This is a genomic window from Acinetobacter sp. V115_6 (genome assembly GCF_031799025.1).
Classification (GTDB): domain Bacteria; phylum Pseudomonadota; class Gammaproteobacteria; order Pseudomonadales; family Moraxellaceae; genus Acinetobacter; species Acinetobacter pittii.
Map to the genome: position 1 here is coordinate 876,719 of NZ_JAVQNO010000021.1, position 24,427 is coordinate 901,145.

The following is a 24,427-nucleotide window of genomic DNA, read 5'->3' on the forward strand; positions in this document are numbered from 1 at the left end:
AAAAAACCTGTGATAAACACAGGTTTTGATAAAGACAAAAAGACTTACTTTTGTAAGTTCTTTTTGTCTAGACTTGGGTCTTTGATTTCTACATATGCGTTTGCACGTACTTCACGCAACCAGCTATCAATCTCGGTGTTAAATTGGCGTTCACCTAAAATTTGACGTGCCATACGTTCTTGATATTCGTGTGTCATATCTTTTTCACGTTTCTCAGTCACTTGTAAGATATGCCAGCCGAATTGAGTTTGGAAAGGTTCGCTGATTTCACCTACAGGAATTTCCTGCATTTTTTTGTCAAATTCAGGCACCATCATTCCAGGGGTTACCCAACCTAGACTTCCGCCATCACGCGCTGAACCTGTGTCGTTAGAATAAGTCGCTGCAAGTGTTGCAAAATCTGCACCAGCTTTTAAGCGTTTATAGATGTTATCAATAATTTGCTTGGCATTCTCAAGAGTAACTACTTCAGATGGCTGAATGAGAATGTGGCGGGTTTGAAATTGAGGTACTAAAGCTTTTTGCTCATTTTGTTTACGTTCAAGAAGCTTTAAAACATGTACACCATCACGTACTGAAACTAAGTCAGTCGTTTGCCCATCTTGTAATGGTGTAATACGAGCCGCAAGTTCAGCAGGAATATCAGACAGTGGGCGGAAACCCATATCAGCACCTTCAACTTTTACATTTGCAGTTGAAAGTTTTTTCAAAGCATTTATATCATTACTTTGCGCAAGCTTTGAACGCACTTCTTGAGCTACAGATTGAACTTCTTGTGCATTGTCACCAGAAATGCGCATATGAATTACATGTGCTTGATTACCTAACGCAGCTTGTCCCTGAGGTGATTTTAAGAAGTTTTCTACATCTTGATCACTAATTTTAATACGAGACATCACTTGTTGTTGGCGCAAACGGCTAATCGCTAAATCCTCAGCGATTCGGCCACGTAAACTTTCATAAGTTCCTGGTGCCATAGCATCCAACTTCTGCTGGAAAGCTTCTAAACTTTTAGAGCCAGATTGACCTGCTACTTTTAAGACTGCTTCATTTAAGCTTTTTTCATCAGGTTTGATGCCATATTTTTTAACTTGTTCAAGTTGTGCCTCACGCAAGATGAGTTGATCTAATACTTGAAACTGTAAGTATTGCTGAGGTGGCACTTCTTTCTTTTGAGCTTGCAGTTCATGAGCTGCTTCAGCCATACCTTGTTGAAGATCGCTTTTTAAAATTACGCTATTGTCCACAATTGCCACAACTTCATCAGCGGGTTGGGCAAAACTATGCATTGATGAAGAGATTAGGGCAGCAAGTGTAGTTGCTTTAAAAAACTGTTTAAGATGCTTTGTCTTCATTAACGTTGTGTCCAAGATTGATTAATTTTGTTAAAACCTAAAACGCGATTTTCAAGTAAAGACGCGAGTTTATTGTTTAAACCACCTAAACCTTTTAGTGTAATTTCGGCCATGATCGCGCGCTTTTCACTAACATCTGGAGATTTTGGATCGTCTAGATCGTTATAGTATGAACGGCCATAGACAGAAATACCCCAGCAACATGACTCATAGTTAACTCCTAGCAAGAGTTCACGGGCAACATCATTGTCCATGTCATATTGTACGTGGCCCATAATACGCCAATTGTCTTTAATTGGTTGTATAAACGATGCAACAACTTGGTCATAAGTATCTTGACGACCAAGAATATCTTTACGATAGAAATAGCCTAGGTTATATAGATTTCCTTTATCACCTGTGTAGTAAAGTTGGAAGTCACGTTGAGCATTGTCACCATTTGACATCCAAGCTGAGTTGGCAGCAATGGTAAAGTTTTGGTTAAGCTGGCTTGATAGACTCACCACAGGACCGGTGTTGCGCTCAGTATCAATTTCATCTTGTTGTCGTTGTAAGGTGACACGACGGTCTTCGAAATAGTAACTTTGGCCTACGCTTGCACGTAAACGCTCTAAACCTACTGTGTCAAAAAGGCTATAACTTACACCTAATGATAAAAAGTTATTGTCTTCTAGGCGGTCATGACCATAAAAACGGTAAGGGTTAAATAATTGATCATAACTTACTGACGCAGTGGTTGAGTCAAAGTTAGGGTAACCATCTTGATTTTTGTATGGCGCATATGCATAGAAAGCACGTGGTGTAAGAGTTTGTAGATACTTACCATCACGTTCAAAGTTTAGCCCAGTGTCTAAAGTAAATTGAGGTACAACGACTGATTTATTTTCAGAACCACCAGGGTTATTTAACTGAGTATCTTTATCATAAAACGTTTGAATAGAACGTACAGAGACTTCAGGAATCACAAAAGCTGCTGGTGTACGGTAGTTATAACGCGTTGCGAACTGGTTATAAATACGTGTACCACTACTTTCTTGAGCAGAATCATCATTAATTGATTTCTTAAAGTAAGCAGTGTCGTTATTAAATTCGTATTGTAGTCCTAGTGGATTGCCAGTGACGTAATTTAATAAGAATTGTGGTAAACGTGCATATGGTTTGTCTGCATCCTTAACTTGAGGATCAAGTGTCTGGAAATCTTCGACCTTAAGCTGTGCTTTTAATCCTGGAATACCATGTTGGTAGTTAAGTTCCCAAGCTCTACGTAAGTTGAGATCTGTTTTAGAGTTAGGACTGCTATCTAAGTCAGAGAAGTAATCTTTATCTGATGCATAGTTATATTCGAGGTTAGTAGACCATTGATCATTGATATCCCAATTATGTAAAAAATGGAAATCTTTACGATCTTTGTCATCATAACCTTTATCAGATGGCAAGATGCCACCCCACATTTCACCAGCACCAAAGCCATCAGTTAAATATCTAAATTCACCTTTTAGCATTGCACCGCGGTCTGCTAAATATCGCGGAGTAAGTGTCAAATCATAGTTAGGTGCAAGGTTTAAATAAACCGGAACAGAAAGCTCAACACCACCATCGTTTGAGAAACCAAATTGTGGGTTGAGAATACCTGTAGTACGGCGGTCGTCAATCGGGAAGTTAAAATAGGGAACAGCTAGAACAGGAACGTCCTTAACATATAATTTTGTTCCACGAGTTACGCCGCGTCCAGTTTCTTGATTTAACTCAATTTTATTGGCTTGGATTTTCCAACCAGGTTTTTGGCCTGGGGGACAAGTCGTATAGGTTGCATCATTAAGAACCATAACGTTTGGTGAGGTTCTTTCGATTTTTCCTGCGTGACCATGGGCATGTTGCTGTTCAGAAATATAAAAACTATTGTCTAAATTCCCGGTTTGGGTTTTTAGGTTGTAATTAATTTCATCACTCTGTGAAAGTAACCCGCCTTGAGCTAACTGTACTCGACCTTGTGCATGCGCAAAGGTTTGGGTCTTATCAATCGTTACTTTGTCAGCACGAACTGTGCGTCCTTCCTGATCAATAACGACATCACCTTCTAAAACAGAATCACCCGCTGGATTGTAATGTCCGTAGTTAGCCGTAACGACAGAAGTCGCTTTGTCGGCATCTAAAGCTTTGGTCTCAGGGTTAATCGGTGTAACCCATGTGCCTTGGCAAAATGCCGAGCTTAAATATTTATTGTCACGAAGCTGAGCTTCAGGTGCAGATTTATCAACATAATATTGCTGAAAGAATTCTTGACCTGGGTAAGCTTCCTTGATGCTCGCTTTAAGTTGATTATTGTCTATATTGGAGACAACATCAGTTGACTCAGCATAACTTGATTGTATGGAGCCACATAAGAGCGTAAAAATAGCTGTCGCTAAAGGATTAAATTTAAACTGATGCTTCATTGTCTCATTAACCAAGTATGCTAATTCACAATTAATTATTGTCGCATCATAGAGAAAAAGTTTATAAGTGGCTACACTTAACCCTTCAAAAATCTCAGCTTGTTTTAGATTTTATTGCAAATGAATACACAACGTGAACAATTGATATATACATGGCTTACATCTGTTCTTGAAAATGATCAATTTAAGATCGCTTTTTTAGCAGGTGATGCAAGCTTCCGCCGTTATGCGCGTATCGAGTTACAAAATAAAACGTATATGCTCATGGATGCCCCTCCAGAAAAAGAAGACTGTGTTCCGTTTGTGACCATTGACGAGTTTTTTGCGAGCCATGGTGTGCGTGTGCCTCAGATCGTTGCGAAGGATCTGGCTCAAGGTTTTCTATTGTTAGAGGACTTTGGTGATGTGCTTTTGTCGACATTATTAACTAATGAAACTGTTGATAAATACTACGAACAAAGTTTTAAACAGCTTATTCAATTGCAGTCTATTGACGGGACTAATCAGTTCCCAGCTTATTCTTACGAAAAATTAATGTCGGAAATGCAGCTACTCACAGACTGGATGTTACCGTCGCTTTCTATCCAGCCGACTGCTGAACAGAAAAAAACGATTGATAATGCATTTGATTTCTTGGCTCATGCTGCATTAGCCCAACCTCAAGTTATTGTACATCGAGATTTTCATAGTCGAAATTTGATGAAAATTACCGATGAGCAAGAGTTAGGGGTAATCGACTTCCAAGATGCTGTTATTGGCGCTGATACATATGACCTAATTTCGATTACTCGTGATGCGTATGTTCAATGGAACGCTGATCGTGTTTATCAATGGTTTAAAGTGTTTTATGACCTGTTGCCAGCGTCGACTAAACAAAACCGTAGCTTTGATCAATTTAAACGTGATGCAGATTTAATGGCGATTCAACGCCATATTAAAATTCTAGGTATTTTTGTTCGCTTGTTTGAACGTGATGGGAAGTCGGGTTATTTGAAGGATTTACCACGTGTCATGTGGTATTTGCTTGAAGAAAGCCGTGGTTACGCTGAGCTTGAAGAGTTTATGGTATTTATGAATAACAACGTGATGCCTAAATTTATCGAGAAATATGGTAGCTATGAGGTAGCAGCATAATGAAAGCAATGATTCTTGCTGCTGGCTTGGGCAATCGTATGCGTCCACTTACGCTATATACACCAAAGCCTCTGCTTGAGGTGGGTGGTAAACCCCTGATTGTGTGGCATATTGAAAAACTTAAGAAAATTGGTGTGACTGAAATAGTCATCAATTCTGCATGGTTGGCCGACAAGCTCATCAGTAGTTTAGGTGATGGCTCTCAATTTGGTGTGGATATCCGTTGGACACGAGAGGATGAAGGGCTAGAAACAGCTGGTGGAATTATTAATGCTTTGCCACTGCTTGGAACAGATCCTTTTATTCTGGTGAATGGGGATGTATGGACCACAATGGATTTTGAAGGTCTGCGCCATATTAAGCTAAATGATGATTTGGCACATCTTGTGTTGGTTGATAATCCTAAACAGCATCCTGAAGGTGACTTTACATTATTGGATGGGCGCGCTTTTACATTCGATCAAGATGTGACGGGCGAAAACCTCACTTTTAGCGGTCTATCAGTTATTCATCCTAAACTTTTTGACGGATTGGAAGCGGGTAAGCGTCCTTTAGCTCCACTATTGAAGCAAGCGATGCATAATCAGAAAATATCTGGTGAAAAGCTTAAAGGTGCATGGGTAGATGTGGGAACGCCTGAGCGTTTAATGGAGCTAGATTTGCAAATTCGTGAAGGCTTCTACGATTAAGTGTGTAATCCCTAATCGTTAACTAGTGTTCCACGATGCATAAATGGGTATACTTTGTTTTAAATTTTACTTAGATGTTATCTATTTATGCATCCGTTTTTTCAAGAGTTACAACAGGGTAGTCAAAAATTAGGTTTATCGCTTAGCGATGAAGCTTTGACATTATTGTTGAAGTATCAAGATGCTTTGGTACTTTGGAACAAAGCTTATAATCTAACAGCGATTCGTGATCCGAAAGAAATGTTAGTGAAGCATTTGTTAGATAGCCTAAGTATTTTGAAAGATTTGCCAACAGGCCGTTTGCTTGATGTAGGTACAGGTGGTGGTATGCCGGGCATGATCATTGCTTTATGTCAGCCGGAACGCTCATGTGTATTACTTGATTCAAATGGTAAGAAAATTCGTTTTTTGAAACAGTTTATTGCTGACCTTAAGTTAAAAAACGTAGTAGCCGTGCAAACACGTGTTGAAAATCAAGATACAATTGATGAGCTTGGTCAATTTGATGTGATTACAAGTCGCGCTTTTGCTTCTTTAACGGATTTTGTGGATGCAGCTCAGCCATACTTGCATCAGAGCAGTATAATTGCAGCAATGAAAGGAGTTGTGCCAGTTGAGGAAATTGAGCAACTTAATCAGGACTTTTCATGTAAAGTGATTGAGCTGCGCGTACCAAGACTTGATGAACAACGTCATTTACTTTTACTTCAACGTATTTAAATAAAAATTATTAGGGTTACCATGGCTCAAATTATTGCGATTGCAAACCAAAAGGGTGGTGTTGGTAAAACAACGACTGCAGTAAATCTTGCAGCGTCTCTAGCTGTATTAAAGAAACGTGTATTACTTGTAGATATGGATTCACAAGGTAATGCTACGATGGGGTCCGGTATTCAAAAGAACGATCTTTTGTATTCGATTACGGATGTTCTACTTGGTGAAGTACCAATTGAAACAGCTATTCAAAAAGCAGAAGTTGGATATAAAGTTTTAGGATCTAATCGTGAACTTTCCGGTGTTGAGCTTGCTATTGCAGAGCAAGAAGGGCGCGAATTTATTCTAAAAAATGCTTTGAATGAAATCCGAAACTCATTTGATTTTATCATTGTGGATTGTGCGCCAAGCTTGAGCTTGATTACTGTTAATGCTTTAGCAGCTGTAGATAGTGTAATCATTCCAATGCAATGCGAATATTATGCGCTAGAAGGTTTAGCTGATTTAACCCAGACTATTGATCGTATTCAAAAGGCATTAAATCCTGATTTAGAAATTATTGGTGTATTACGTACAATGTACGATGCACGAAATGCTTTAACACGTGATGTATCTGCTGAGTTAGAACAGTATTTCGGTAAAAAACTTTATGATACTGTCGTTCCACGTAATGTTCGCTTAGCAGAAGCGCCGGCGCATGGTTTGCCTGTTATCTATTTTGAGAAAAGTTCTAAAGGTGCAGTTGCATACTTAAATCTTGCAGCTGAGATGTTGAAGAAAAGTAAAGTGAAGAAAGGAAGTAAAGTATGAGCATCAAAAAACGCGGATTGGCTAAAGGACGTGGTTTAGATGCATTACTTGGTTCAATTCAAAAAGAAAAATTACAGCTGGAAGCACAGGCACTTGACCACGGACAGTTGAAACAAATTGATGTAAATTTATTGAAACGTGGTGAATATCAACCACGTCGCTTTATTCATGAGCATGATTTGCAAGAGTTAGCATCTTCTATTGAAAAACATGGAGTGATGCAACCTATTGTAATTCGTCCAGTTGATGATGGAGCACATCCATACGAAATCATTGCTGGTGAACGACGCTGGCGTGCAGCGCAACTAGCGGGTTTAACTGAAATTCCTGCAATTGTTCGTGATTTAAATGATCAGGTTGCTATTGCACTGGCGCTTATTGAGAATATTCAGCGTCAAGATTTAAATCCGATTGATCAGGCTATAGCCTTGCAGCGTTTTCATGATGAATTCGGTTTGAGCCATCAAGAAATTGCTGACACAGTAGGGAAAGCACGTACTACAGTAAGTAATTTACTTCGTTTGTTGAGTTTGGCGGATGAAATTAAAGATTTCATGCAACAAGGCCAGCTTGATATGGGGCATGCTCGAGCTATCTTGACGTTAAAGGGTAAAGATCAATTAGACGTTGCTAAAATCGTAATTGAAAAAGGACTATCTGTTCGTCAAACAGAGCAATTGGTGCGTGATAGAAGTGAGCCTAAGCAGGAGAAGGAAAAAGCACCTGTAGCACCTGATATTGAACAATTGACACAAAAATTATCAGAGCGTTTTGGCGCTAATGTGAAAATTGATCATAATCAAAAAGGTAAGGGAAAGCTTGTTATTCATTACCATACCTTAGATGAGTTAGATGGCATTTTAAATATTTGTTTGCCTGATTAATTTGTATTTGGGTCATATATTTCTAATTTTATATTCTTGGGGAAGAAGATATGTGGGAACTTGTGAGAGCGGGTGGCTGGTTGATGCTGCCTTTAATTCTGTGCTCAATTTTAACTGTTGCGATCAGCATTGAACGTTTTGTTCGGTTAAGACGTTCACAAGTTCTACCCAAAGCATTAATCGATGATAGTTCGTTAAGAACTGAAGATATTGTGGAAAATTTGGAACAAAATGTAGAAGTGCAAAACAGCGCATTGGCTCACATTTTAAAAGCAGGTTTTGATCATCGTGAGCATGGCGAGCAATTTGCACGTGCACAAATGGAAGTAGCCGCTTCTCAAGAAATTTCTTATTTAGAGAAAAATATTAATTTCTTGGGGACTTTGAGTGCTGTGGCGCCTTTATTAGGGCTGCTTGGTACAGTAGTCGGGATTATTGAGTCATTCCTTGTGATTGATTTTGGATCGGCAGGTAGTCCAAGTTTAATGATTCCGGGTATTTCTAAAGCGCTTATTACTACAGCTGTGGGAATGTTAATTGCGATTCCTGCTTTAGTTGCTTATCGCTATTTCCAAAGACTAGTACAAGATTATATTGCTGAACTAGAACAGCAATCGACTTTATTTCATGCCTCATTGTTCTATAAACGTTCCTCGTCTATAGCAGAACATCGTCGTGTTGGGTGATGGGTGAATAGCCAGATGAAATTTAAACGTTCTCAGGTTGAAGACATTCAAATCAATTTAACGCCTATGATTGACTGTTTGTTGTTCATTTTGGTTTTTTTATTACTATCGACTACTTTTAATCAGCCAAGTCGCCTCAATTTAACGTTACCAGATGCACAAGGTGTTCCACCAAAACAGTACGATCACAAAATTGAAGTCGTGGTAGACTCTTCTGGTCATTATGCTGTAAATGGTCAGGCACTTTCGTCTAAAGAGGTTGCTGATCTGAGTACTGCGATTAAGCAAGTTGCTCAAGAGCGCCGTGATTTTATGTTCATCATTGCTGCGGATGCCAAAGCGTCTCATCAGGATGTAATTCGCGTTATGGATGTAGCAGGACAACTCGGTTTTGTTAACATCAATATTAGTACCAAAGTTCCTTCTAGAGGTTTTTCTGAGTGAATCAAGATTTTAAGGTTTATTTGCGTCTCATAGCCTATTTAAAACCTTATTGGGGCGTGGCCTTATTAGTTCTTATCGGGTTCGGTATTAACTCAGCAACAGAAGTCTCCGTTGCTAAATTGATTAAATTTATTATTGATGCAATCCAAAATGGCAGTAGAGGTGATTTGGATTGGTTCCCATTATTAATCATTTTATTGGTTTTTTTCCGTGGTTTAGGCCTTTTTATGGGAGGTTACTATACTGCGGTGATTTCACGTAGTTTAGTTTTTAGTATTCGCCAAGAAGTTTATGCCAAACTTTTAAGACTACCGGCACAATATTACCTCGATAATTCATCAGGCCATATTACTGCCAAGATTATGTATAACGTTGAGCAGCTAACGGCAGCTTCTTCGGAGTCATTAAGAACCATTGTTAGAGATGGGATGATTACTCTGGGACTGTTAGGCTACCTGTTTTATACCAATTGGCGCCTTACGCTATGTATTTTTGTATTTTTACCTGTAATTGGTGTATTGGTACGTAAAGCTTCAAAACGTATGCGAAAACTCTCATTACAGGTTCAAGATACGATGGGTGACGTGAACCACGTTGTTCAAGAGAGTATCAATGGTAATGCTGTAGTAAAAACTTTTGCTGGTGAAGAGTCTGAACAAGAACGGTTCTATAAGTCATCGGAAGAAAACTTAAAACGCGGTTTAAAAATGGTAATTGTACAAAACCTGAATAGCCCTGTGGTTCAGGTAGTAATGGCTTGTGCGATGGCCCTTATTGTATGGTTAGCTTTACGACCACAAATTTTAGGTAATACTAGTGCTGGTGAGTTCGTGGCTTACCTTACAGCTGCTGGTCTATTAGCAAAACCAGTAAAAAACTTAACTGACGTTAATGAAAAGTTACAACGTGGTTTAGCAGCAGCTCATTCTGTTTTTGAACTATTGGATTTGCCTGAAGAGCAAAATAATGGTCAGTTGAAACCTAAACTAAATGGTGCGATTCGTTTTGATCATGTGGCATTAAATTATGCTGATGGCATACAGGCTATTAAAGATTTCTCTTTAGATATTCTTCCTGGTCAAACTGTAGCATTAGTTGGACGTTCAGGCGCTGGTAAAAGCTCATTAGTTAATATGTTGGTACGTTTCCAAGAAGTATCAAGTGGGCAAATTTACTTAGATGGTTTGCCAATTAATGACATTGAGCTTTCTTGTCTGCGTACTCAAATCGCAATGGTAAATCAGCAAGTTGTATTATTTAATCGTACTGTTCGTGAAAACATTGCGTATGGTCAGTTGCAAGGTGCATCAGATGAGGAAATTCATGCCGCTGCAAAAGCTGCATATGCACATGACTTCATTATGAATTTACCAAATGGTTATGATACTGTTTTAGGGGCACAGGGCCTAAACTTATCCGGTGGTCAGCGTCAGCGAATTGCTATTGCTCGAGCAATTTTAAAGAATGCTCCAATACTAATTTTAGATGAAGCTACAAGTGCTCTTGATAATGAATCTGAACATTTTATTCAGCAAGCATTTGATGAAGCGATGCAAGACCGCACTACGATTGTCATTGCTCACCGTTTATCAACAATTGAGAATGCTGATCGTATTGTAGTGATGGATCAAGGACAAATTGTTGAACAAGGTACTCATCAAGAACTCCTCGCCAAACATGGTGCTTATTATCAATTACATCAGCGTAATTTCGAGGATAACTAAGCATGTCATTAGCCCAGCTGATCCAGAATGCATGGAATAAACAATCGAGTTGGTTGATTGTTTTACGTCCATTGTCTTGTTTGTATCGGGCTGGGTTTTTACTAAATCGTAATCTTTATAATTCAGGTTTTAAGCAAGTTTATAAAGCGCCTGTACCTGTGATGGTTATAGGTAATATCACAGTAGGTGGAAGTGGAAAAACTCCCTTGCTAATACAACTGGTGAATTATCTACAGCAGCATAATGTAAAAGTAGGGGTAATTAGTCGGGGATATGGGGGTAATGGTCCTTTTCCACTGCTGGTTACCTCGGGAGGCCAAGTAGCTCAAGCTGGGGATGAGCCAGCATTAATTGTTCAGGCTACAAGTGTACCAATGGCAGTAGGCCCTAATAGGCAGGCCGCAATAGAGTTATTGCTTGAGTCATCAGAAATAGATTTGATTATTAGTGATGATGGGTTGCAGCATTGGGCATTAGATCGACAGATCGAGTGGATTGTACTGGATCAAAATCGTGGTTTAGGGAATAAAAAACTATTACCTGAAGGTTATCTGCGAGAGCCTGTTGAACGTTTAGAAACTGGAACAGTGATTGAGCATACTCATAAACCTGCTACAGAATTAAACATGTATCTTGAGACAGGACAGCCATATTTACTTAACCCTTTATCTAATTCTAAACCAAGCTTTGATCTTGAGAATAATTATCATGCTGTAGTTGGTATTGGTTTTCCTCAACGGTTTTATCAAACACTTAAAGATCTAGGGTTGAAGCAATTCCAAGAGCATGCATTTCGCGATCATCATGATTACACAATCAATGATTTAATTTTTAATGACGAGCTGCCACTTATTACAACTGAAAAAGATGCAGTTAAACTATTACCATTACTTGAAAAACATCCTGAATTTAAACAATCTATTTGGGTAGTTCCTGTTAAAGCTGTCCTGTCTACACAGTGTTATCAGGTTTTAAAAATGCAATTGCAAGAACTTGATATTCAATTATCTTAGGAAGAAAAAATGAAACACATCGTCATTCCAGCACGCTTCTCAAGTTCGCGTTTGCCAGGTAAACCATTGTTGCTTATTCATAACCGTCCTATGATTTTACGTGTAGTGGATCAGGCAAAAAAAGTCGAAGGTTTTGATGATTTGTGCGTGGCAACAGATGACGAACGTATTGCTGAGATCTGCCGTGCAGATGGAATTGATGTAGTTCTTACCAGTGCTGATCATCCTTCGGGTACAGACCGTTTAAGTGAGGTGGCTCGCATTAAGGGTTGGGATGCAGACGATATTATTGTAAATGTTCAAGGTGATGAACCTTTATTGCCAGCTCAACTTGTTCAGCAAGTTGCAGAACTTTTGGTTGATAAACCAAATTGTTCAATGTCTACGTTGTGTGAGCCGATTCATACCTTAGATGAGTTCCAGCGTGACAGTATTGTAAAAGTAGTCATGTCTAAACAAAATGAAGCTTTATATTTTAGCCGGGCTACCATTCCTTATGATCGAGATGGGGCTAAGCATGATGAACCGACTTTACATTCACAAGCATTTCGTCATTTAGGTTTATATGCTTATCGAGTGAACTTATTACAAGAATACGTAACATGGGATATGGGGAAGCTTGAAAAGTTGGAGAGCCTTGAACAATTACGTGTTTTGGAAAATGGTCATCGAATTGCAATTGCTGTAGCCGAAGCCAATTTACCACCAGGTGTGGACACTCAAGCTGATCTTGATCGCTTAAATAGTATGCCTGTTGAATCTTTTGAATAAGCGTTAATTTTTAATGAATCCGAATGTAACTTCAAAGGTTTATCCTTGGCAGCAAACAACATGGGACACCTTGACAACAAGGTTTCCCAATATTGGACATGGTCTCTTATTTTACGGCAAGCAAGGTTGTGGAAAACATGCTTTTGCTAAGCAGTTTTTGGCATGGGTACTTTGTTTAAATAAGCAGCCGCAGGGCTCTTGTGGTGAATGTAGTAGTTGCCAATGGTTAAAATCAGACACTCATCCCAATTATGTTCATATCACAACGGATGAAGAAAATAAAAAACAGAATGCAAAAATTAAAATAGAAAAGATTCGTGACTTACTACCTTTCGTACAACAAACGGGAGAAGGTTGGCGCGTTATTGTGATTGAGCCTGCAGAAGCACTTAATTTGGCATCTTCAAATGCTTTGCTAAAGACTTTAGAAGAACCAGGTGAGCGTGTTGTTTTAATTTTATTAGCTGATCACTATCTTAAACTACCGGCCACTATTCGTAGCCGATTGCAACATTTCGCTTTAGATCGTATTTCATATGAGCAAGCTACTTCTTATTTGAATGAGCATTTATCTGAACTTGCGGAAGTACAGCCTGATTTACTGCTTGGCTTATCTAATGATATGCCTTTACAAGCAATAGAAATTGCTCAAAGTGACTGGTTTGCGAAAAGGCAAGTTTTCTTAAATGATTGGCTTAAAATTGTTGCTCAAAAAAATATGCCTTTATTTTTCTCAGGCAAATGGCAAAAAGAATTAAGTTTTAATGATTTTATAATGCTTTTTGAATACTTGTTGGGTGATTTAATTTGTGTCAAGCTAAACCAACCACAGAAAAATACTGATTTAGATTTTGATCAGTTAAGCCCATATTATGATTTAGAAAGCTTATTTAATATTTATAGTGAATTACAGCAAGCAAAAAAGCTTGTTGAACAAAATGTACAAAGCCAACTTATTATTGATCAATTATTTATAACGTTAATGAATATTTAAGGGGAAAACTATGCAGCCGCAAATGGGGGGGATTATTCAGGTAAATATTCCTGATAAAGCTACTTTGCAAGCAAGCTATATGGGATATGTGCAAGGTGGAGGCCTATTCGTACCATCAAAACAAAAGGTAAAGATGGGACAAGAAATTTTCATTTTAGCGACTTTGCCTGAGCAGTCTCAAAAAATTCCTCTAACAGGTAAGGTAATCTGGATCTCCCATAAGCAAAGTGGATTTAAACCTCAAGGTTTTGCTATTCAGTTAAGCGGAGATAAGGGAATTTACTATAAAACTGAGGCAGAACGAGTTTTGGCTGGTAGTATGTCTCTAGACCGTCCAAGTTATACGATGTAATTAAATAGGAAAGAAAAGTGTTTGTTGATACGCATTGCCATTTAACGATGTTAGATTTAACGCCTTATAACGGTGATCTGGACCTTGTGCTTGCAGCGGCGCGAGCAGAAGGAGTGTCTAAGTTTATGGCAATTTCCGTTGATCTCGATGACCATATTGCACTATCTGAGATTGCAAAGAAACATGCAGATGTTGGTTATACGGTAGGTGTACACCCTTGTGAGGATGTGGACACAATGGCACGTGCAACAACTGAATATTTGGTTGAATTGGCTCAATCAGAAAAAGTATGGGCTTTAGGTGAAACTGGACTGGACTATTATCACAGTACAGATTTTATTGAAGAGCAAAAGGTGTGTTTTGCAAGACATATCCAAGCTTCAAAAATTGTAAAAAAACCAGTTGTCGTTCATACCCGATCAGCAAAGCATGATACGGTAGATATTATCCGTGCTGAACACTCAACACATGGGATTCTGCATTGTTTTACTGAAGATTGGGAAACTGCTAAAGCTGTGCTTGATTGTGGTTATTACATTTCTTTTTCCGGTATTGTGTCATTTAAAAATGCTCAAGATTTACGCGATGTAGCTAAACAGGTTCCACTAGATCGCCTTTTAATTGAAACAGATAGCCCGTATTTAGCACCTGTCCCATATCGTGGTAAAACAAATGAACCAAAATATGTGCCTTATGTAGCCAAAGCGCTCAGTGATGTATATGATAAATCGATTGAGGAAATTGCAATGATCACCTCACAAAATTTTGAGAACTTGCTAAAAGCGATTTAGGTTATAGAAACTATATAAGAGAGTAATTGCGTGAAGATGGATCGTCAGGCTCAGTTCCGAGCAAGAGAAGTATTAATATTTCAGGTTGCGGAACAATTATTGCTAGAAAATGGCGAAGCCGGAATGACACTTGATGTCTTGGCTGCTGAGCTTGATCTAGCAAAAGGAACTTTGTACAAACACTTTCAAAGTAAAGATGAGTTGTACATGCTGTTGATCATTCGTAATGAGCGTATGTTACTTGAAATGGTTCAAGATACTGAAAAGGCCTTTCCGGAACATTTAGCCTTTTTCATGTTGCATCATTTACATCATCCTGAGCGAACAGTTTTATTCCATCAAATTGAGGAAAAACTCTCAATCACTGCTCAAGGCGTACATCATCTTTTTCACGAACTTTATCAAGTGCGTAAACAGAGATTGCGAATTATCATTCGCATGACAGACCACTACTTAGAATCTATTCAAAGCAGTATGCCTACACGAGATTATCTTGCTTCTATTTGGTCATTAACTCATGGTGCGGCAGCTATTCTCAATTCAAGTTTTTATCAACGATATTTAGGTTCAAGAGACACTTTAAGAGTGGCTTATATTGATCAGGCTTTGGCCTTACCTAAACAAGCTGTTGAGCAATATGCTTAGGTCGATATGAAATCTCAATCACCACTTAAATCCCAAAAAGGTTTTACTCTCATAGAAGTGATGGTGGTGATTGTTATTATGACGATTATGACCTCTCTAGTTGTACTCAACATAGGTGGGGTTGACCAAAAGAAAGCGATGCAAGCAAGAGAGTTATTTTTGCTTGATATGCATAAAATTGGTAAAGAGTCGCTTGATCAGTCTCGTGTTTTAGCTTTATCTACTGTCAGTGAAACAGATGTTTCACCATTTTCTTATGAATTGTATGAGTATCACGACCAGAGTAAATTACAGGTCCAAGATTTAAAAAATCGCTGGCAGAAATATTCTGAGTTTAATACACGCCAGTTGCCTAAACATGTATCGTTTACAATACAACCTTTAGATGAGCAAAACTATTCAAAAGCTACGAATACTGATTTAATTGGAGGGCAGGCTCCCCAGTTAATCTGGTTCGGTAACGGTGAAGCTAAAACTGTGAAAATACAGTTTTACTTTGAACAAAAACCAATTGGTTCAGAAATACAAATTGATCATTTGGGTAAAATAAATGAAATCTAAAGGTTTTACTCTATTAGAAGTAATGGTTGCTTTAGCAATTTTTGCAGTAGCGGCTGTCGCGTTAACTAAAGTAGCCATGCAATATACTCAATCTACCTCAAATGCAATTCTTAGAACAAAAGCTCAGTTTGTGGCAATGAATGAAGTTGCTTTAATGGAGATAAATCAGGAATGGCTTGAAGGTACTCAAAGTAAGCAAATTACTTCTCAAGGCGAAACTTGGCAGATTGACAAATCTGCACAATCTACAATTAGCCCGAATGTTCAGAAAGTAGATTTACAAATTAGCTTATATGATTCTGATAAGGGCAAAGTTCAAAATGGTATTACTCACTTGGTATTTTTTAATTATCCAATGAAAGCAAAATAATGATAAAGAATAAAAGTTTTCGCTCTCCAAGCTTAGCTTCACGTCTTGCGGTACGATCGGAGCAGATGATGAGGGGTTACTCCGAGCAAAGCTCTTCGCCTTGCACTCAGACAAAGCATTGCTTTAAAGACTCTCACACTCGAAACATAGTTTCTCATCTTGCGACACGATCGAGCAGTGCTCGATTAACTCGTGCCTCAGGATTTACTTTAGTTGAGCTTTTAGTTTCAATTGCAATTTTTGCTATTTTATCTTTGTTGGGTTGGAAGGTTTTTGACTATTTATTAAAAGTTCGCGATCGTAATACTCAACATGAAGTGCAGCTATTTGAATTACAAGATGCTTATCAACAAGTTTTGCGTGATACATTGCAAATTATACCTTTATCAGCCAATCAAGGCGGGCAATTACGTCCAGCTTTAGAGATTGATAATCAAGTTCTCCGCTTTAGTAAGGCGGGTGTTACTGATCCATTAAAGCAAGGATTATCACCTTTTGAGCGTATCGAATATCGATATGATCCTGATCAAAAAAAGCTTTATCGCCTTAAATATAGTAACTTAAATACTTCAAATAGAGAGCAACCCTTATCAAGTACGCTGTTGAGCCAAGTTGAACAACTTCAAATTATGGTTTTGACACCTCAAGAAGTAACAAAGTGGCCTGAAGTTAACATTGACCCTACAAAACCTGATGAATTTAGGAAGTTGCCAAAAGGAATAAAAATGCAACTCACGGTTGCAGGTGTAAGTTATGAGTGGATTTATAGCTTAAACCAAGGTGACTTATCGCTCTCCAAACAGGGAGGTCAATAAATGTTACTCTATAAAAAAAATCAGCAAGGTGTAGCGTTACTCACAATTTTGATAATGGTTGCTTTGGCTACAATTTTAGCTGCCTCTATCGCAAAGCATCAAACTAATACGATGGAAAATACGGGTTATTTGATGCGTCAAAATCAGTCATTACTCTATGCAAAAAGTGCAGAAGCTTTTTTTTCTGAATTATTAATTCAAGATACAAATAATGCTGGTGGTATCGATCATTTAAAGGAAAGTTGGGCTCAGCCAATGCCACCTTTCCCAATAGAAGATGGAGCCGTATCGGGGCGCTTACTAGATGAGTCAGGAAAATTTAATCTAAACAATTTAACGACCAATGAAGGCAAGGTAAACGAAGCTGCTAAAAATTGGTTTGAGCGATTGCTTGTGCGTGTAGGATTGCCAGCAGAGTTAAGTCAAGCAGTTATTGATTGGCAAGATCCAGATGACGAACCATCTGGACCTATGGGGGCAGAAAGTAATTATTATGAAGGACTTGACCCTGGCTATTTAGCTTCAAATGCTAAATTTCATCGTATAGAAGAGTTGAAATTGGTAAGAGGTTTTGAAGGTAAGAAATATGATTTAATCGCACCATACATTTCTGCATTACCTGAAAATACAAAAGTGAATATTAATACCGCATCACCATTAGTATTAGCGAGTATTGATCAAAAATTAGATTTAGGGACTATAGAAAAAGAACTTCAATTACGCCAACAGAATTTAAAGTTCTTTCAAAATATTGATGAATTATGGCAATTGAATGCTTTTTCAACAGTTGATCCACAAAAGAAAACTGAAGTTAATAGTCTTTTAGATGTGAAGTCGAACTTTTTTCAAGCACAAATTGAGGTTGTGTTAAATAATAGAAAAAGACAGTTTACAAGTGCTTTAATGCGCAGTGATAAGCAGGTTTATGTATATTCTAGAAATATAGTGCCTTTTAACTAATTGAAAAATTATGATTTATTTGCTTTTGATGTTTTTGAAGTTTGTAATTATAAATTTTTCTCAAGTTAAACGTTAAAGTAAATATAAACTTTCTATATGTTTATATTCAATATTTCTTCATCAGTCTTATCATACTTTTTGCTAATTGTTTCTAATTGAAAAGTGGTGCGAAATTTTCGTCTTTTGCTTTATAATAATGTTCTTAGAAGGAATGATCGATTTGGCACATGTTAATTCGTAAGTTATTTAAGTTTGAAAATGCACATGTTGTACGTAACTGTACATCGGATCGTTGTAAGCGATCAATTCATGGACATAGCTATAAAGTTGAGTTATTGCTTAAAGCTTCGAAATTAGATCATGGGCAAATGGTTTATGATTTTGGACTCCTAAAAGGAGTAATAAAAGACCTATTCGACAGCTTTGATCACGCAATCTGTTTTTGGGAAAAAGATGATTCTCAATATATTGATGCATGTCAGACTTTTAGTGCTCGTTGGATTTCTTTACCTGTTTCACCGTCGGCTGAACAGTTTTCACGTATTTTCTTTTATCTAGCTCAGCAAGTTTTACAATCAACAGTCACTCAAAATGGGGAAGGTGATGTTGAAGTATATTCTGTTATTGTTCATGAGACTGATACTGGATATGCTCAGAGCTTTATTGAAGATATTCAAAACGAACAAATGGGTATTTTAAGTCTTGATGGAATTGTTTTTTCAGAACAAATTCAGATAGAGTGGGCAAATCCACAAATGTATGAAGACTTGAAAAAAGGGATTAAATTTAATAATCCTCAAGTTGATTTGCAAGTCGAAGTATAAATCGAATTACTTATTTTATTTGTAGAATTGAAAATTGATCTAGGATGACATTAATGCAATTAACTGAGCAACAGCAAGATAAACTCAGTAAAGTTCAATTAGAAGAAAGTTGGAAAAGATCTTTAGCATCTTTTCTATTAAGTCCTCAGATGGATAGTTTGCGCGATTTCTTATTTCAACAGAAACAAGCTCAGAAAATAATATATCCGCCTAGTAAACAGATCTTTAATGCTTTAAATACCACACCATTAGCTGATGTGAAAGTTGTGATTTTAGGTCAAGACCCCTATCACGGGCCAAACCAAGCGAATGGATTAAGTTTCTCTGTTCAAAAAGGTATTGCATTACCACCATCTTTGCGCAATATTTTTCATGAACTACATACAGATTTGGGTATTCCGGCTCCTCGTCATGGTGACTTAACAAAATGGGCTACGCAAGGCGTGCTTTTACTCAACAGTGTGCTTACCGTTGAGGCTGGACAGCCGACTTCACATCAAAAGCAGGGTTGGGAAGCCTTTACTGATGAAGTTATTGATGTTCTAAATGAACAGAGACAACATATAGTATTTATTTTGTGGGGTGCTTATGCACAGCGCAAAGGACAACGTATAAATAGAGATAAACACTTGGTTTTAACAGCCGCACATCCATCACCTCTTGCTGCAAATAGAGGGGGATTTTTTGGATGCAAAGTGTTTTCAAAAACAAATCAATATTTGAAACAACATGGCATTGAGCCCATAGACTGGCAATTGGACGCATGATGAACTCTCCCAATGTAAATAACTATCACCCGGACTTGGTGGTTGAAGAAGCAAAAAACGGCTGGCGTATAGTACGTTTGAATCGTCCTAAATCGTTACATGCTTTAGACGAATCAATCGTAACGGCATTATTGCGTGTATTTGAAGATTTCCGTGACGATGAACAGGTTAAAGCAATTTGGTTAGACTCAACTACACCAAAAGCTTTTTGTGCAGGTGGTGATGTTAGAAAATTACGCCAACTTGTTATAAATCGAGAAGTCGATACCGCAAATAAGTTCTTCCAGCAGGAATATGCTTTAGATTTACTTTTACATAATTATGCTAAACCGGTTGTGGTTTGGGGAGAAGGTTATGTAATGGGCGGTGGTTTAGGCCTGTTTATGGCTGCACCATTCCGTCTAGTGACGCCATATTCACGTTTAGCAATGCCTGAAATTAATATTGGTTTATATCCTGATGTTGGTGCGAGCCGTTTCTTGGCAGATCGTGGTCCAATAGGTTTGTTTACGGGTTTAACTGGTTCAATTATGACTGCTGCTGGGGCGTATAGCATCGGTTGGGCAACACATATTTGTGAAGCTCAGCGTGATAATGTTTTGCAAAAAGTTTTAAATATTAACTGGGCTCATTATCCTGCAGGGGATTTCCGAGCAATTGATGATACTTTAAATAGTTTGCACCGTCCTGTTGCGGCAGGTCCATTGCAAAACTCACTTGATGTAATTCATAGCGTTTGCCGTGGTTTTAATTTTGAACAAGACTATCAAGCTATTGTTAGCTTACGTGATGCGAGCAGTGATTGGTTACGTCAAGCGAGTGAGAATTTGCAAAAAGGATCTCCTAGTACTGCGGCAATTACTTGGTTACTGTGGCAATGGGGCAAACAAATTCACTCATGGGATGAGGTCTTTGATCTAGAGGCTCAGATTTCTGAGTGGAAAATACGTCATCCTGACTTTGTGGAAGGTGTTCGCGCACGCTTAGTTGATAAGGATTTATCACCTGAATGGAAACCATGTGACGATCTAAGCTTGAGAGGTATATTGGCTGATTGTCCACCAGTAACTTCAATTGATAGCTGGAATGCCTTACTTAGACAACACGGTGTGATCACCTAAAATAAATGACTGAATATAGTGATGAATACTGGATGCAGCTTGCTTACGAGCAAGCTGAATTAGCTGCTCAGCAGGGTGAGATCCCTGTTGGAGCGGTTCTGGTGAGCCAAAATCGAGTAATTGGATCTGGTTATAATGCTCCAATTACTTTATTAGATCCAACTGCACATGCAGAAATTCAAGCTATCCGTGCAGCGTGTTCCTCTTTAGAAAATTATCGATTACCCGAAGATACAACTTTATATGTCACTCTTGAGCCATGTACTATGTGTGTAGGTGCGCTCGTACATGCAAGAATTAAACATGTAGTTTTTGGTACGCCAGAACCTAAAGCAGGTTCTTTGGTGAGTGCACGTCAGTTATTACAGCAAGGTTATTATAATCATAGGTTTACATTTCAGAATGGTTGTCTACAAGAAAAATGTGCTCAACAGCTTAGCCATTTTTTTAAACAAAGACGTGAGCAAAAGAAACAAGAGAAACAACAAAAAACGTCCTTAAATGATTAAAAATTAACATACTCTTATGGCAAACTAACGCAGTTTTAATGTCATGATTCTATTTAATAAGGACGATCCAATGCGTAATGTAATTACCGTAGAAAAAGAATTTAATGCTCCTCTTACTGATGTATTTAATTTGCTCTCTAAGCATTCAACTTACAATACTGCTTTTGCACCTTTACAAGTTGTGCGTGTTAAAGACTCCGCAGATTCTAAAAGACCTGATGGTTTAGGCTCAATTCGACGTATGGGATTTGGTCCAATTAAGCCACTTAAAGAAGAAATTACATTGTTGGAAGAAAATAAAAGTATTGAGTATAAATTAATAGACAATCCTTTGATTAAACACCATTTAGGCAGAATCGAGTTTTCTGAGATCACACCATACATTACTTTAGTTACATACCGCATCGAGTTAACGGCAAAAGCGCCAGTGGTCAGTAAATTAATCCTTGCACAGCTAAAACTAGCCATTACACTAGGCTTTTCGAGATTAGCTAAAGCATTTGCTTCTTAGTGAGAGTTCAATGACAGTTCAAATTATTACTATTGATGGTCCGAGTGGTTCGGGTAAAGGAACATTGGCCGCAAAACTTGCAGCACATTATCAATATCATTTACTTGATTCGGGTGCCTTATATCGTTTATTGGGGTTGTCATTACATAAACACGATTTATTAGAGAAATTAGACAGTCAGCTTGATGAGTGTATCCAATATGCACGTCAACTGGACATTAAATTTGAAACGTCTACCTCAGGGATTTTGGTCTTTTTGGATGGAGAAGATGTATCTCAAACAATCCGTACAGAGCGAGTTGGTGAGTACGCTTCAAAAGTTGCAGTGGTTCCAGAGCTTAGACAGGCACTATTTGAAAGACAAAGAGCTTTTGCGCAAAGTCCTGGTTTAGTTGCAGATGGCCGTGATATGGCAACATCTATCTTTCCTGAAGCAAATGCTAAAATTTATCTGACAGCTTCGGCTGAATCGCGTGCTGAGCGTAGAGTAAAACAGTTGCAGGGTATGGGGCTAGATGCTAAAATAAACGACATTTTAGCTAATATACAGGCACGAGACAAAAGAGATATGGAGCGAGAAGTTGCTCCGCTCAAGCCAGCCAAAGATGCTTATATCATTGATAGTTCGGAATTAACGATCGATCAGGTATTTAAGTTAATGGTTGATTATGTCGATAGCCGTACTATTTAGTAAATAGAATTATCAGTTGAAGCATAGCTTGATCAGTCTATAAAGACTATGTTGATACTTAACTAAACCGGCCTTGTCTGATCCAAGACCGCTGAATTTATCAGGTATATCATGACCGAATCTTTTGCAGCCCTCTTTGAAGAAAGTGAATTAAACCTCAACGTTGAAAAGGGTGCAGTCATCCAAGGTGTTGTTGTAAACATCGATAGCGACTGGGTAACTGTTGACACTGGCCTAAAGTCTGAAGGCATTGTTGACCGTGCTGAATTTTTAAATGAACAACGTGAACTTGAAGTTCAGGTTGGTGATACTGTTGACGTAGTTGTTGAAGCTCTTGACAACGGTATGGGTCAAACAGTTTTATCACGTGAAAAAGCTAAGCGTGCTGAAACTTGGACTAAACTTGAAAAAATCTTTGAAGATGGCGAAATCGTTACTGGTGTTATCTCTGGTAAAGTTAAAGGCGGTTTCACTGTTGACATCGGTCCTGTTCGTGCATTCTTACCAGGTTCATTAGTTGACACTCGTCCTATCCGTGACACTACTCACCTTGAAGGTAAAGAGTTAGAGTTCAAAGTAATCAAACTTGATGCTAAACGTAATAACGTTGTTGTATCTCGTCGTGCTGTTATGGAAGCTGAATCTTCTGCTGACCGTGAAGCATTACTTGCTCAACTTGAAGAAGGTCAAACAGTTACAGGTACAATCAAAAACCTTACTGATTACGGTGCATTCGTTGATCTTGGCGGTATTGATGGTCTTCTACATATCACAGATATGGCTTGGAAGCGTATCAAGCACCCTTCAGAAGTTGTTGAAGTTGGTCAAGAAGTTACTGTTAAAGTACTTAAATTTGACCGTGAACGTAACCGCGTATCTTTAGGCCTTAAACAATTAGGCGAAGATCCATGGTTAGCGATCATGAGCCGTTACCCTAAAGGTTCTATCGTTAAAGCTCGCGTAACTAACTTAACTGACTACGGTTGTTTCGCTGAAATCGCTGAAGGCGTTGAAGGTTTAGTTCACGTTTCTGAAATGGACCACACTAACAAAAACATCCACCCATCTAAAGTTGTTCAGATTGGTGATGAAGTTGATGTTATGGTTCTTGAAGTTGATGAAGAACGTCGTCGTATTAGCCTTGGTATCAAACAAACTCGTGCTAACCCATGGGAAGAGTTTGCTAAAGCTCATGAGAAAGGCGAAAAAGTATCTGGTACTATCAAGTCTATCACTGACTTTGGTATCTTCATTGGCTTGAACGGTGGTATCGACGGTTTAGTACACTTGTCTGATATTTCTTGGAACGAGCAAGGTGAAGAAGCTATTCGTCGTTACAAGAAAGGTGACACTGTTGAAGCTGTTATCTTGTCTGTAGACGCTGAAGGTAACCGTATCAGCCTTGGTATCAAGCAATTGAACAGCGATCCGTTCAATGACTTCTTAGCTGCTAACGAACGTGGTGCTTTAGTTAAAGGTACTGTAACTGCAGTTGATGCTCGTGGCGCAACTGTTAAGTTAGCTGACGAAGTTGAAGCAACTCTTAAAGCTTCTGAAATCAACCGTGACCGCGTAGAAGATGCGACTAAATTCTTAGAAGTTGGTCAAGAAGTTGAAGCGAAGATCATCAACGTTGATCGTAAATCTCGCTCTATCAACTTGTCTATCAAAGCGAAAGACGAAGCTGAAGAGAAAGAAGCAGTTGCTAGCTTGCGTACAGCAACTACAAGTCAAGACAATGGTCCTAAGACTATTGGTGACTTGATCAAAGCACAAATGAAGTAATAAGTTAACAAAGTACAGTTTCATGTAACGGAATTGTACTTTTTATACAAATTACTGTAAACGGTAGCCTAG

The 24,427-nt window shown here is 38.3% G+C and carries 27 protein-coding genes; 25 read left to right on the forward strand and 2 right to left on the reverse strand.

What is annotated here, in order from left to right:
- Positions 1-44 precede the first annotated feature (44 nt).
- Positions 45-1,355: a peptidylprolyl isomerase gene (locus RMA94_RS12580; RefSeq protein WP_311083198.1), complete on the reverse strand. Its 1,311-nt coding sequence runs from the start codon at positions 1,353-1,355 to the stop codon at positions 45-47.
- Positions 1,355-3,790 (reverse strand): LPS-assembly protein LptD, encoded by a 2,436-nt coding sequence (locus RMA94_RS12585; RefSeq protein WP_311083200.1) that lies wholly within the window; start codon positions 3,788-3,790, stop codon positions 1,355-1,357. Before RMA94_RS12585 ends, RMA94_RS12580 begins: the two co-directional genes overlap by 1 nt.
- 120 nt (positions 3,791-3,910) lie before the next feature.
- Between RMA94_RS12585 and RMA94_RS12590 the strand changes: the two genes are divergently transcribed.
- From RMA94_RS12590 to rpsA, 25 genes are all read left to right on the forward strand, one after another.
- Positions 3,911-4,924, forward strand: a complete 1,014-nt coding sequence (locus RMA94_RS12590; protein ID WP_068929464.1) for an aminoglycoside phosphotransferase family protein — start codon at positions 3,911-3,913, stop codon at positions 4,922-4,924.
- Positions 4,924-5,613: an N-acetylmuramate alpha-1-phosphate uridylyltransferase MurU gene (gene murU / locus RMA94_RS12595; protein ID WP_002121402.1), complete on the forward strand. Its 690-nt coding sequence runs from the start codon at positions 4,924-4,926 to the stop codon at positions 5,611-5,613. The genes RMA94_RS12590 and murU overlap by 1 nt, the downstream gene beginning before the upstream one ends.
- 87 nt (positions 5,614-5,700) lie before the next feature.
- On the forward strand, positions 5,701-6,333 hold the full coding sequence (gene rsmG, locus RMA94_RS12600; protein ID WP_032057021.1) for a 16S rRNA (guanine(527)-N(7))-methyltransferase RsmG: 633 nt from the start codon (positions 5,701-5,703) through the stop codon (positions 6,331-6,333).
- 21 nt (positions 6,334-6,354) lie between these two features.
- Positions 6,355-7,137, forward strand: a complete 783-nt coding sequence (locus RMA94_RS12605; RefSeq protein ID WP_002121458.1) for a ParA family protein — start codon at positions 6,355-6,357, stop codon at positions 7,135-7,137.
- Positions 7,134-8,021: a ParB/RepB/Spo0J family partition protein gene (locus tag RMA94_RS12610; protein ID WP_311083202.1), complete on the forward strand. Its 888-nt coding sequence runs from the start codon at positions 7,134-7,136 to the stop codon at positions 8,019-8,021. The genes RMA94_RS12605 and RMA94_RS12610 overlap by 4 nt, the downstream gene beginning before the upstream one ends.
- Before the next feature lie 50 nt (positions 8,022-8,071).
- Positions 8,072-8,707 (forward strand): MotA/TolQ/ExbB proton channel family protein, encoded by a 636-nt coding sequence (locus RMA94_RS12615; RefSeq protein ID WP_005069550.1) that lies wholly within the window; start codon positions 8,072-8,074, stop codon positions 8,705-8,707.
- 15 nt (positions 8,708-8,722) lie between these two features.
- Positions 8,723-9,151, forward strand: coding sequence for a biopolymer transporter ExbD (locus RMA94_RS12620; RefSeq protein WP_204084885.1), 429 nt, complete (start codon positions 8,723-8,725; stop codon positions 9,149-9,151).
- Positions 9,148-10,875: a lipid A export permease/ATP-binding protein MsbA gene (msbA, locus tag RMA94_RS12625; RefSeq protein ID WP_311083205.1), complete on the forward strand. Its 1,728-nt coding sequence runs from the start codon at positions 9,148-9,150 to the stop codon at positions 10,873-10,875. Before RMA94_RS12620 ends, msbA begins: the two co-directional genes overlap by 4 nt.
- A gap of 2 nt (positions 10,876-10,877) precedes the next feature.
- Complete coding sequence (gene lpxK, locus RMA94_RS12630) at positions 10,878-11,888, forward strand: tetraacyldisaccharide 4'-kinase (protein WP_284086246.1); 1,011 nt, start codon at positions 10,878-10,880, stop codon at positions 11,886-11,888.
- Positions 11,889-11,897: 9 nt separating this feature from the next.
- Complete coding sequence (kdsB, locus tag RMA94_RS12635) at positions 11,898-12,659, forward strand: 3-deoxy-manno-octulosonate cytidylyltransferase (RefSeq protein WP_044100054.1); 762 nt, start codon at positions 11,898-11,900, stop codon at positions 12,657-12,659.
- 13 nt (positions 12,660-12,672) lie between these two features.
- Positions 12,673-13,653: a DNA polymerase III subunit delta' gene (locus RMA94_RS12640; RefSeq protein WP_311083211.1), complete on the forward strand. Its 981-nt coding sequence runs from the start codon at positions 12,673-12,675 to the stop codon at positions 13,651-13,653.
- A 10-nt stretch (positions 13,654-13,663) separates the two neighbouring features.
- Positions 13,664-14,005 (forward strand): PilZ domain-containing protein, encoded by a 342-nt coding sequence (locus RMA94_RS12645; RefSeq protein ID WP_002121335.1) that lies wholly within the window; start codon positions 13,664-13,666, stop codon positions 14,003-14,005.
- A gap of 17 nt (positions 14,006-14,022) precedes the next feature.
- Complete coding sequence (locus RMA94_RS12650) at positions 14,023-14,796, forward strand: TatD family hydrolase (protein WP_311083213.1); 774 nt, start codon at positions 14,023-14,025, stop codon at positions 14,794-14,796.
- A gap of 36 nt (positions 14,797-14,832) precedes the next feature.
- Positions 14,833-15,441 carry a TetR/AcrR family transcriptional regulator gene (locus RMA94_RS12655; protein WP_005069536.1) on the forward strand — a complete coding sequence of 203 codons (609 nt, stop codon included), beginning with the start codon at positions 14,833-14,835 and terminating at the stop codon, positions 15,439-15,441.
- Positions 15,442-15,447: 6 nt separating this feature from the next.
- The gene (locus RMA94_RS12660; protein WP_060465739.1) at positions 15,448-16,002 is read left to right on the forward strand and encodes a type II secretion system protein; all 555 of its coding nucleotides are present in this window, start codon (positions 15,448-15,450) and stop codon (positions 16,000-16,002) included.
- Positions 15,992-16,372, forward strand: coding sequence for a type II secretion system minor pseudopilin GspI (gene gspI, locus RMA94_RS12665; protein WP_017482272.1), 381 nt, complete (start codon positions 15,992-15,994; stop codon positions 16,370-16,372). The genes RMA94_RS12660 and gspI overlap by 11 nt, the downstream gene beginning before the upstream one ends.
- Entirely contained in the window at positions 16,372-17,187 is an 816-nt protein-coding gene (gspJ, locus tag RMA94_RS12670; protein WP_311083217.1) for a type II secretion system minor pseudopilin GspJ, read from the forward strand. The genes gspI and gspJ overlap by 1 nt, the downstream gene beginning before the upstream one ends.
- Positions 17,188-18,147: a type II secretion system minor pseudopilin GspK gene (gene gspK, locus RMA94_RS12675; RefSeq protein ID WP_311083219.1), complete on the forward strand. Its 960-nt coding sequence runs from the start codon at positions 17,188-17,190 to the stop codon at positions 18,145-18,147.
- Positions 18,148-18,374: 227 nt separating this feature from the next.
- Positions 18,375-18,971 carry a 6-carboxytetrahydropterin synthase gene (locus RMA94_RS12680; RefSeq protein ID WP_002121363.1) on the forward strand — a complete coding sequence of 199 codons (597 nt, stop codon included), beginning with the start codon at positions 18,375-18,377 and terminating at the stop codon, positions 18,969-18,971.
- 53 nt (positions 18,972-19,024) lie between these two features.
- Positions 19,025-19,738: a uracil-DNA glycosylase gene (ung, locus tag RMA94_RS12685; protein WP_311083223.1), complete on the forward strand. Its 714-nt coding sequence runs from the start codon at positions 19,025-19,027 to the stop codon at positions 19,736-19,738.
- The gene (locus RMA94_RS12690; protein ID WP_311083225.1) at positions 19,735-20,859 is read left to right on the forward strand and encodes an enoyl-CoA hydratase/isomerase family protein; all 1,125 of its coding nucleotides are present in this window, start codon (positions 19,735-19,737) and stop codon (positions 20,857-20,859) included. Before ung ends, RMA94_RS12690 begins: the two co-directional genes overlap by 4 nt.
- 5 nt (positions 20,860-20,864) lie before the next feature.
- Positions 20,865-21,368 (forward strand): tRNA adenosine(34) deaminase TadA, encoded by a 504-nt coding sequence (tadA, locus tag RMA94_RS12695; protein WP_002121378.1) that lies wholly within the window; start codon positions 20,865-20,867, stop codon positions 21,366-21,368.
- A 70-nt stretch (positions 21,369-21,438) separates the two neighbouring features.
- Entirely contained in the window at positions 21,439-21,879 is a 441-nt protein-coding gene (locus RMA94_RS12700; RefSeq protein ID WP_014206600.1) for an SRPBCC family protein, read from the forward strand.
- A 10-nt stretch (positions 21,880-21,889) separates the two neighbouring features.
- Positions 21,890-22,570, forward strand: a complete 681-nt coding sequence (gene cmk / locus RMA94_RS12705) for a (d)CMP kinase (RefSeq protein WP_005069521.1) — start codon at positions 21,890-21,892, stop codon at positions 22,568-22,570.
- Between the two features lie 111 nt (positions 22,571-22,681).
- Entirely contained in the window at positions 22,682-24,355 is a 1,674-nt protein-coding gene (rpsA, locus tag RMA94_RS12710) for a 30S ribosomal protein S1 (protein WP_002121348.1), read from the forward strand.
- Positions 24,356-24,427 lie beyond the last annotated feature (72 nt).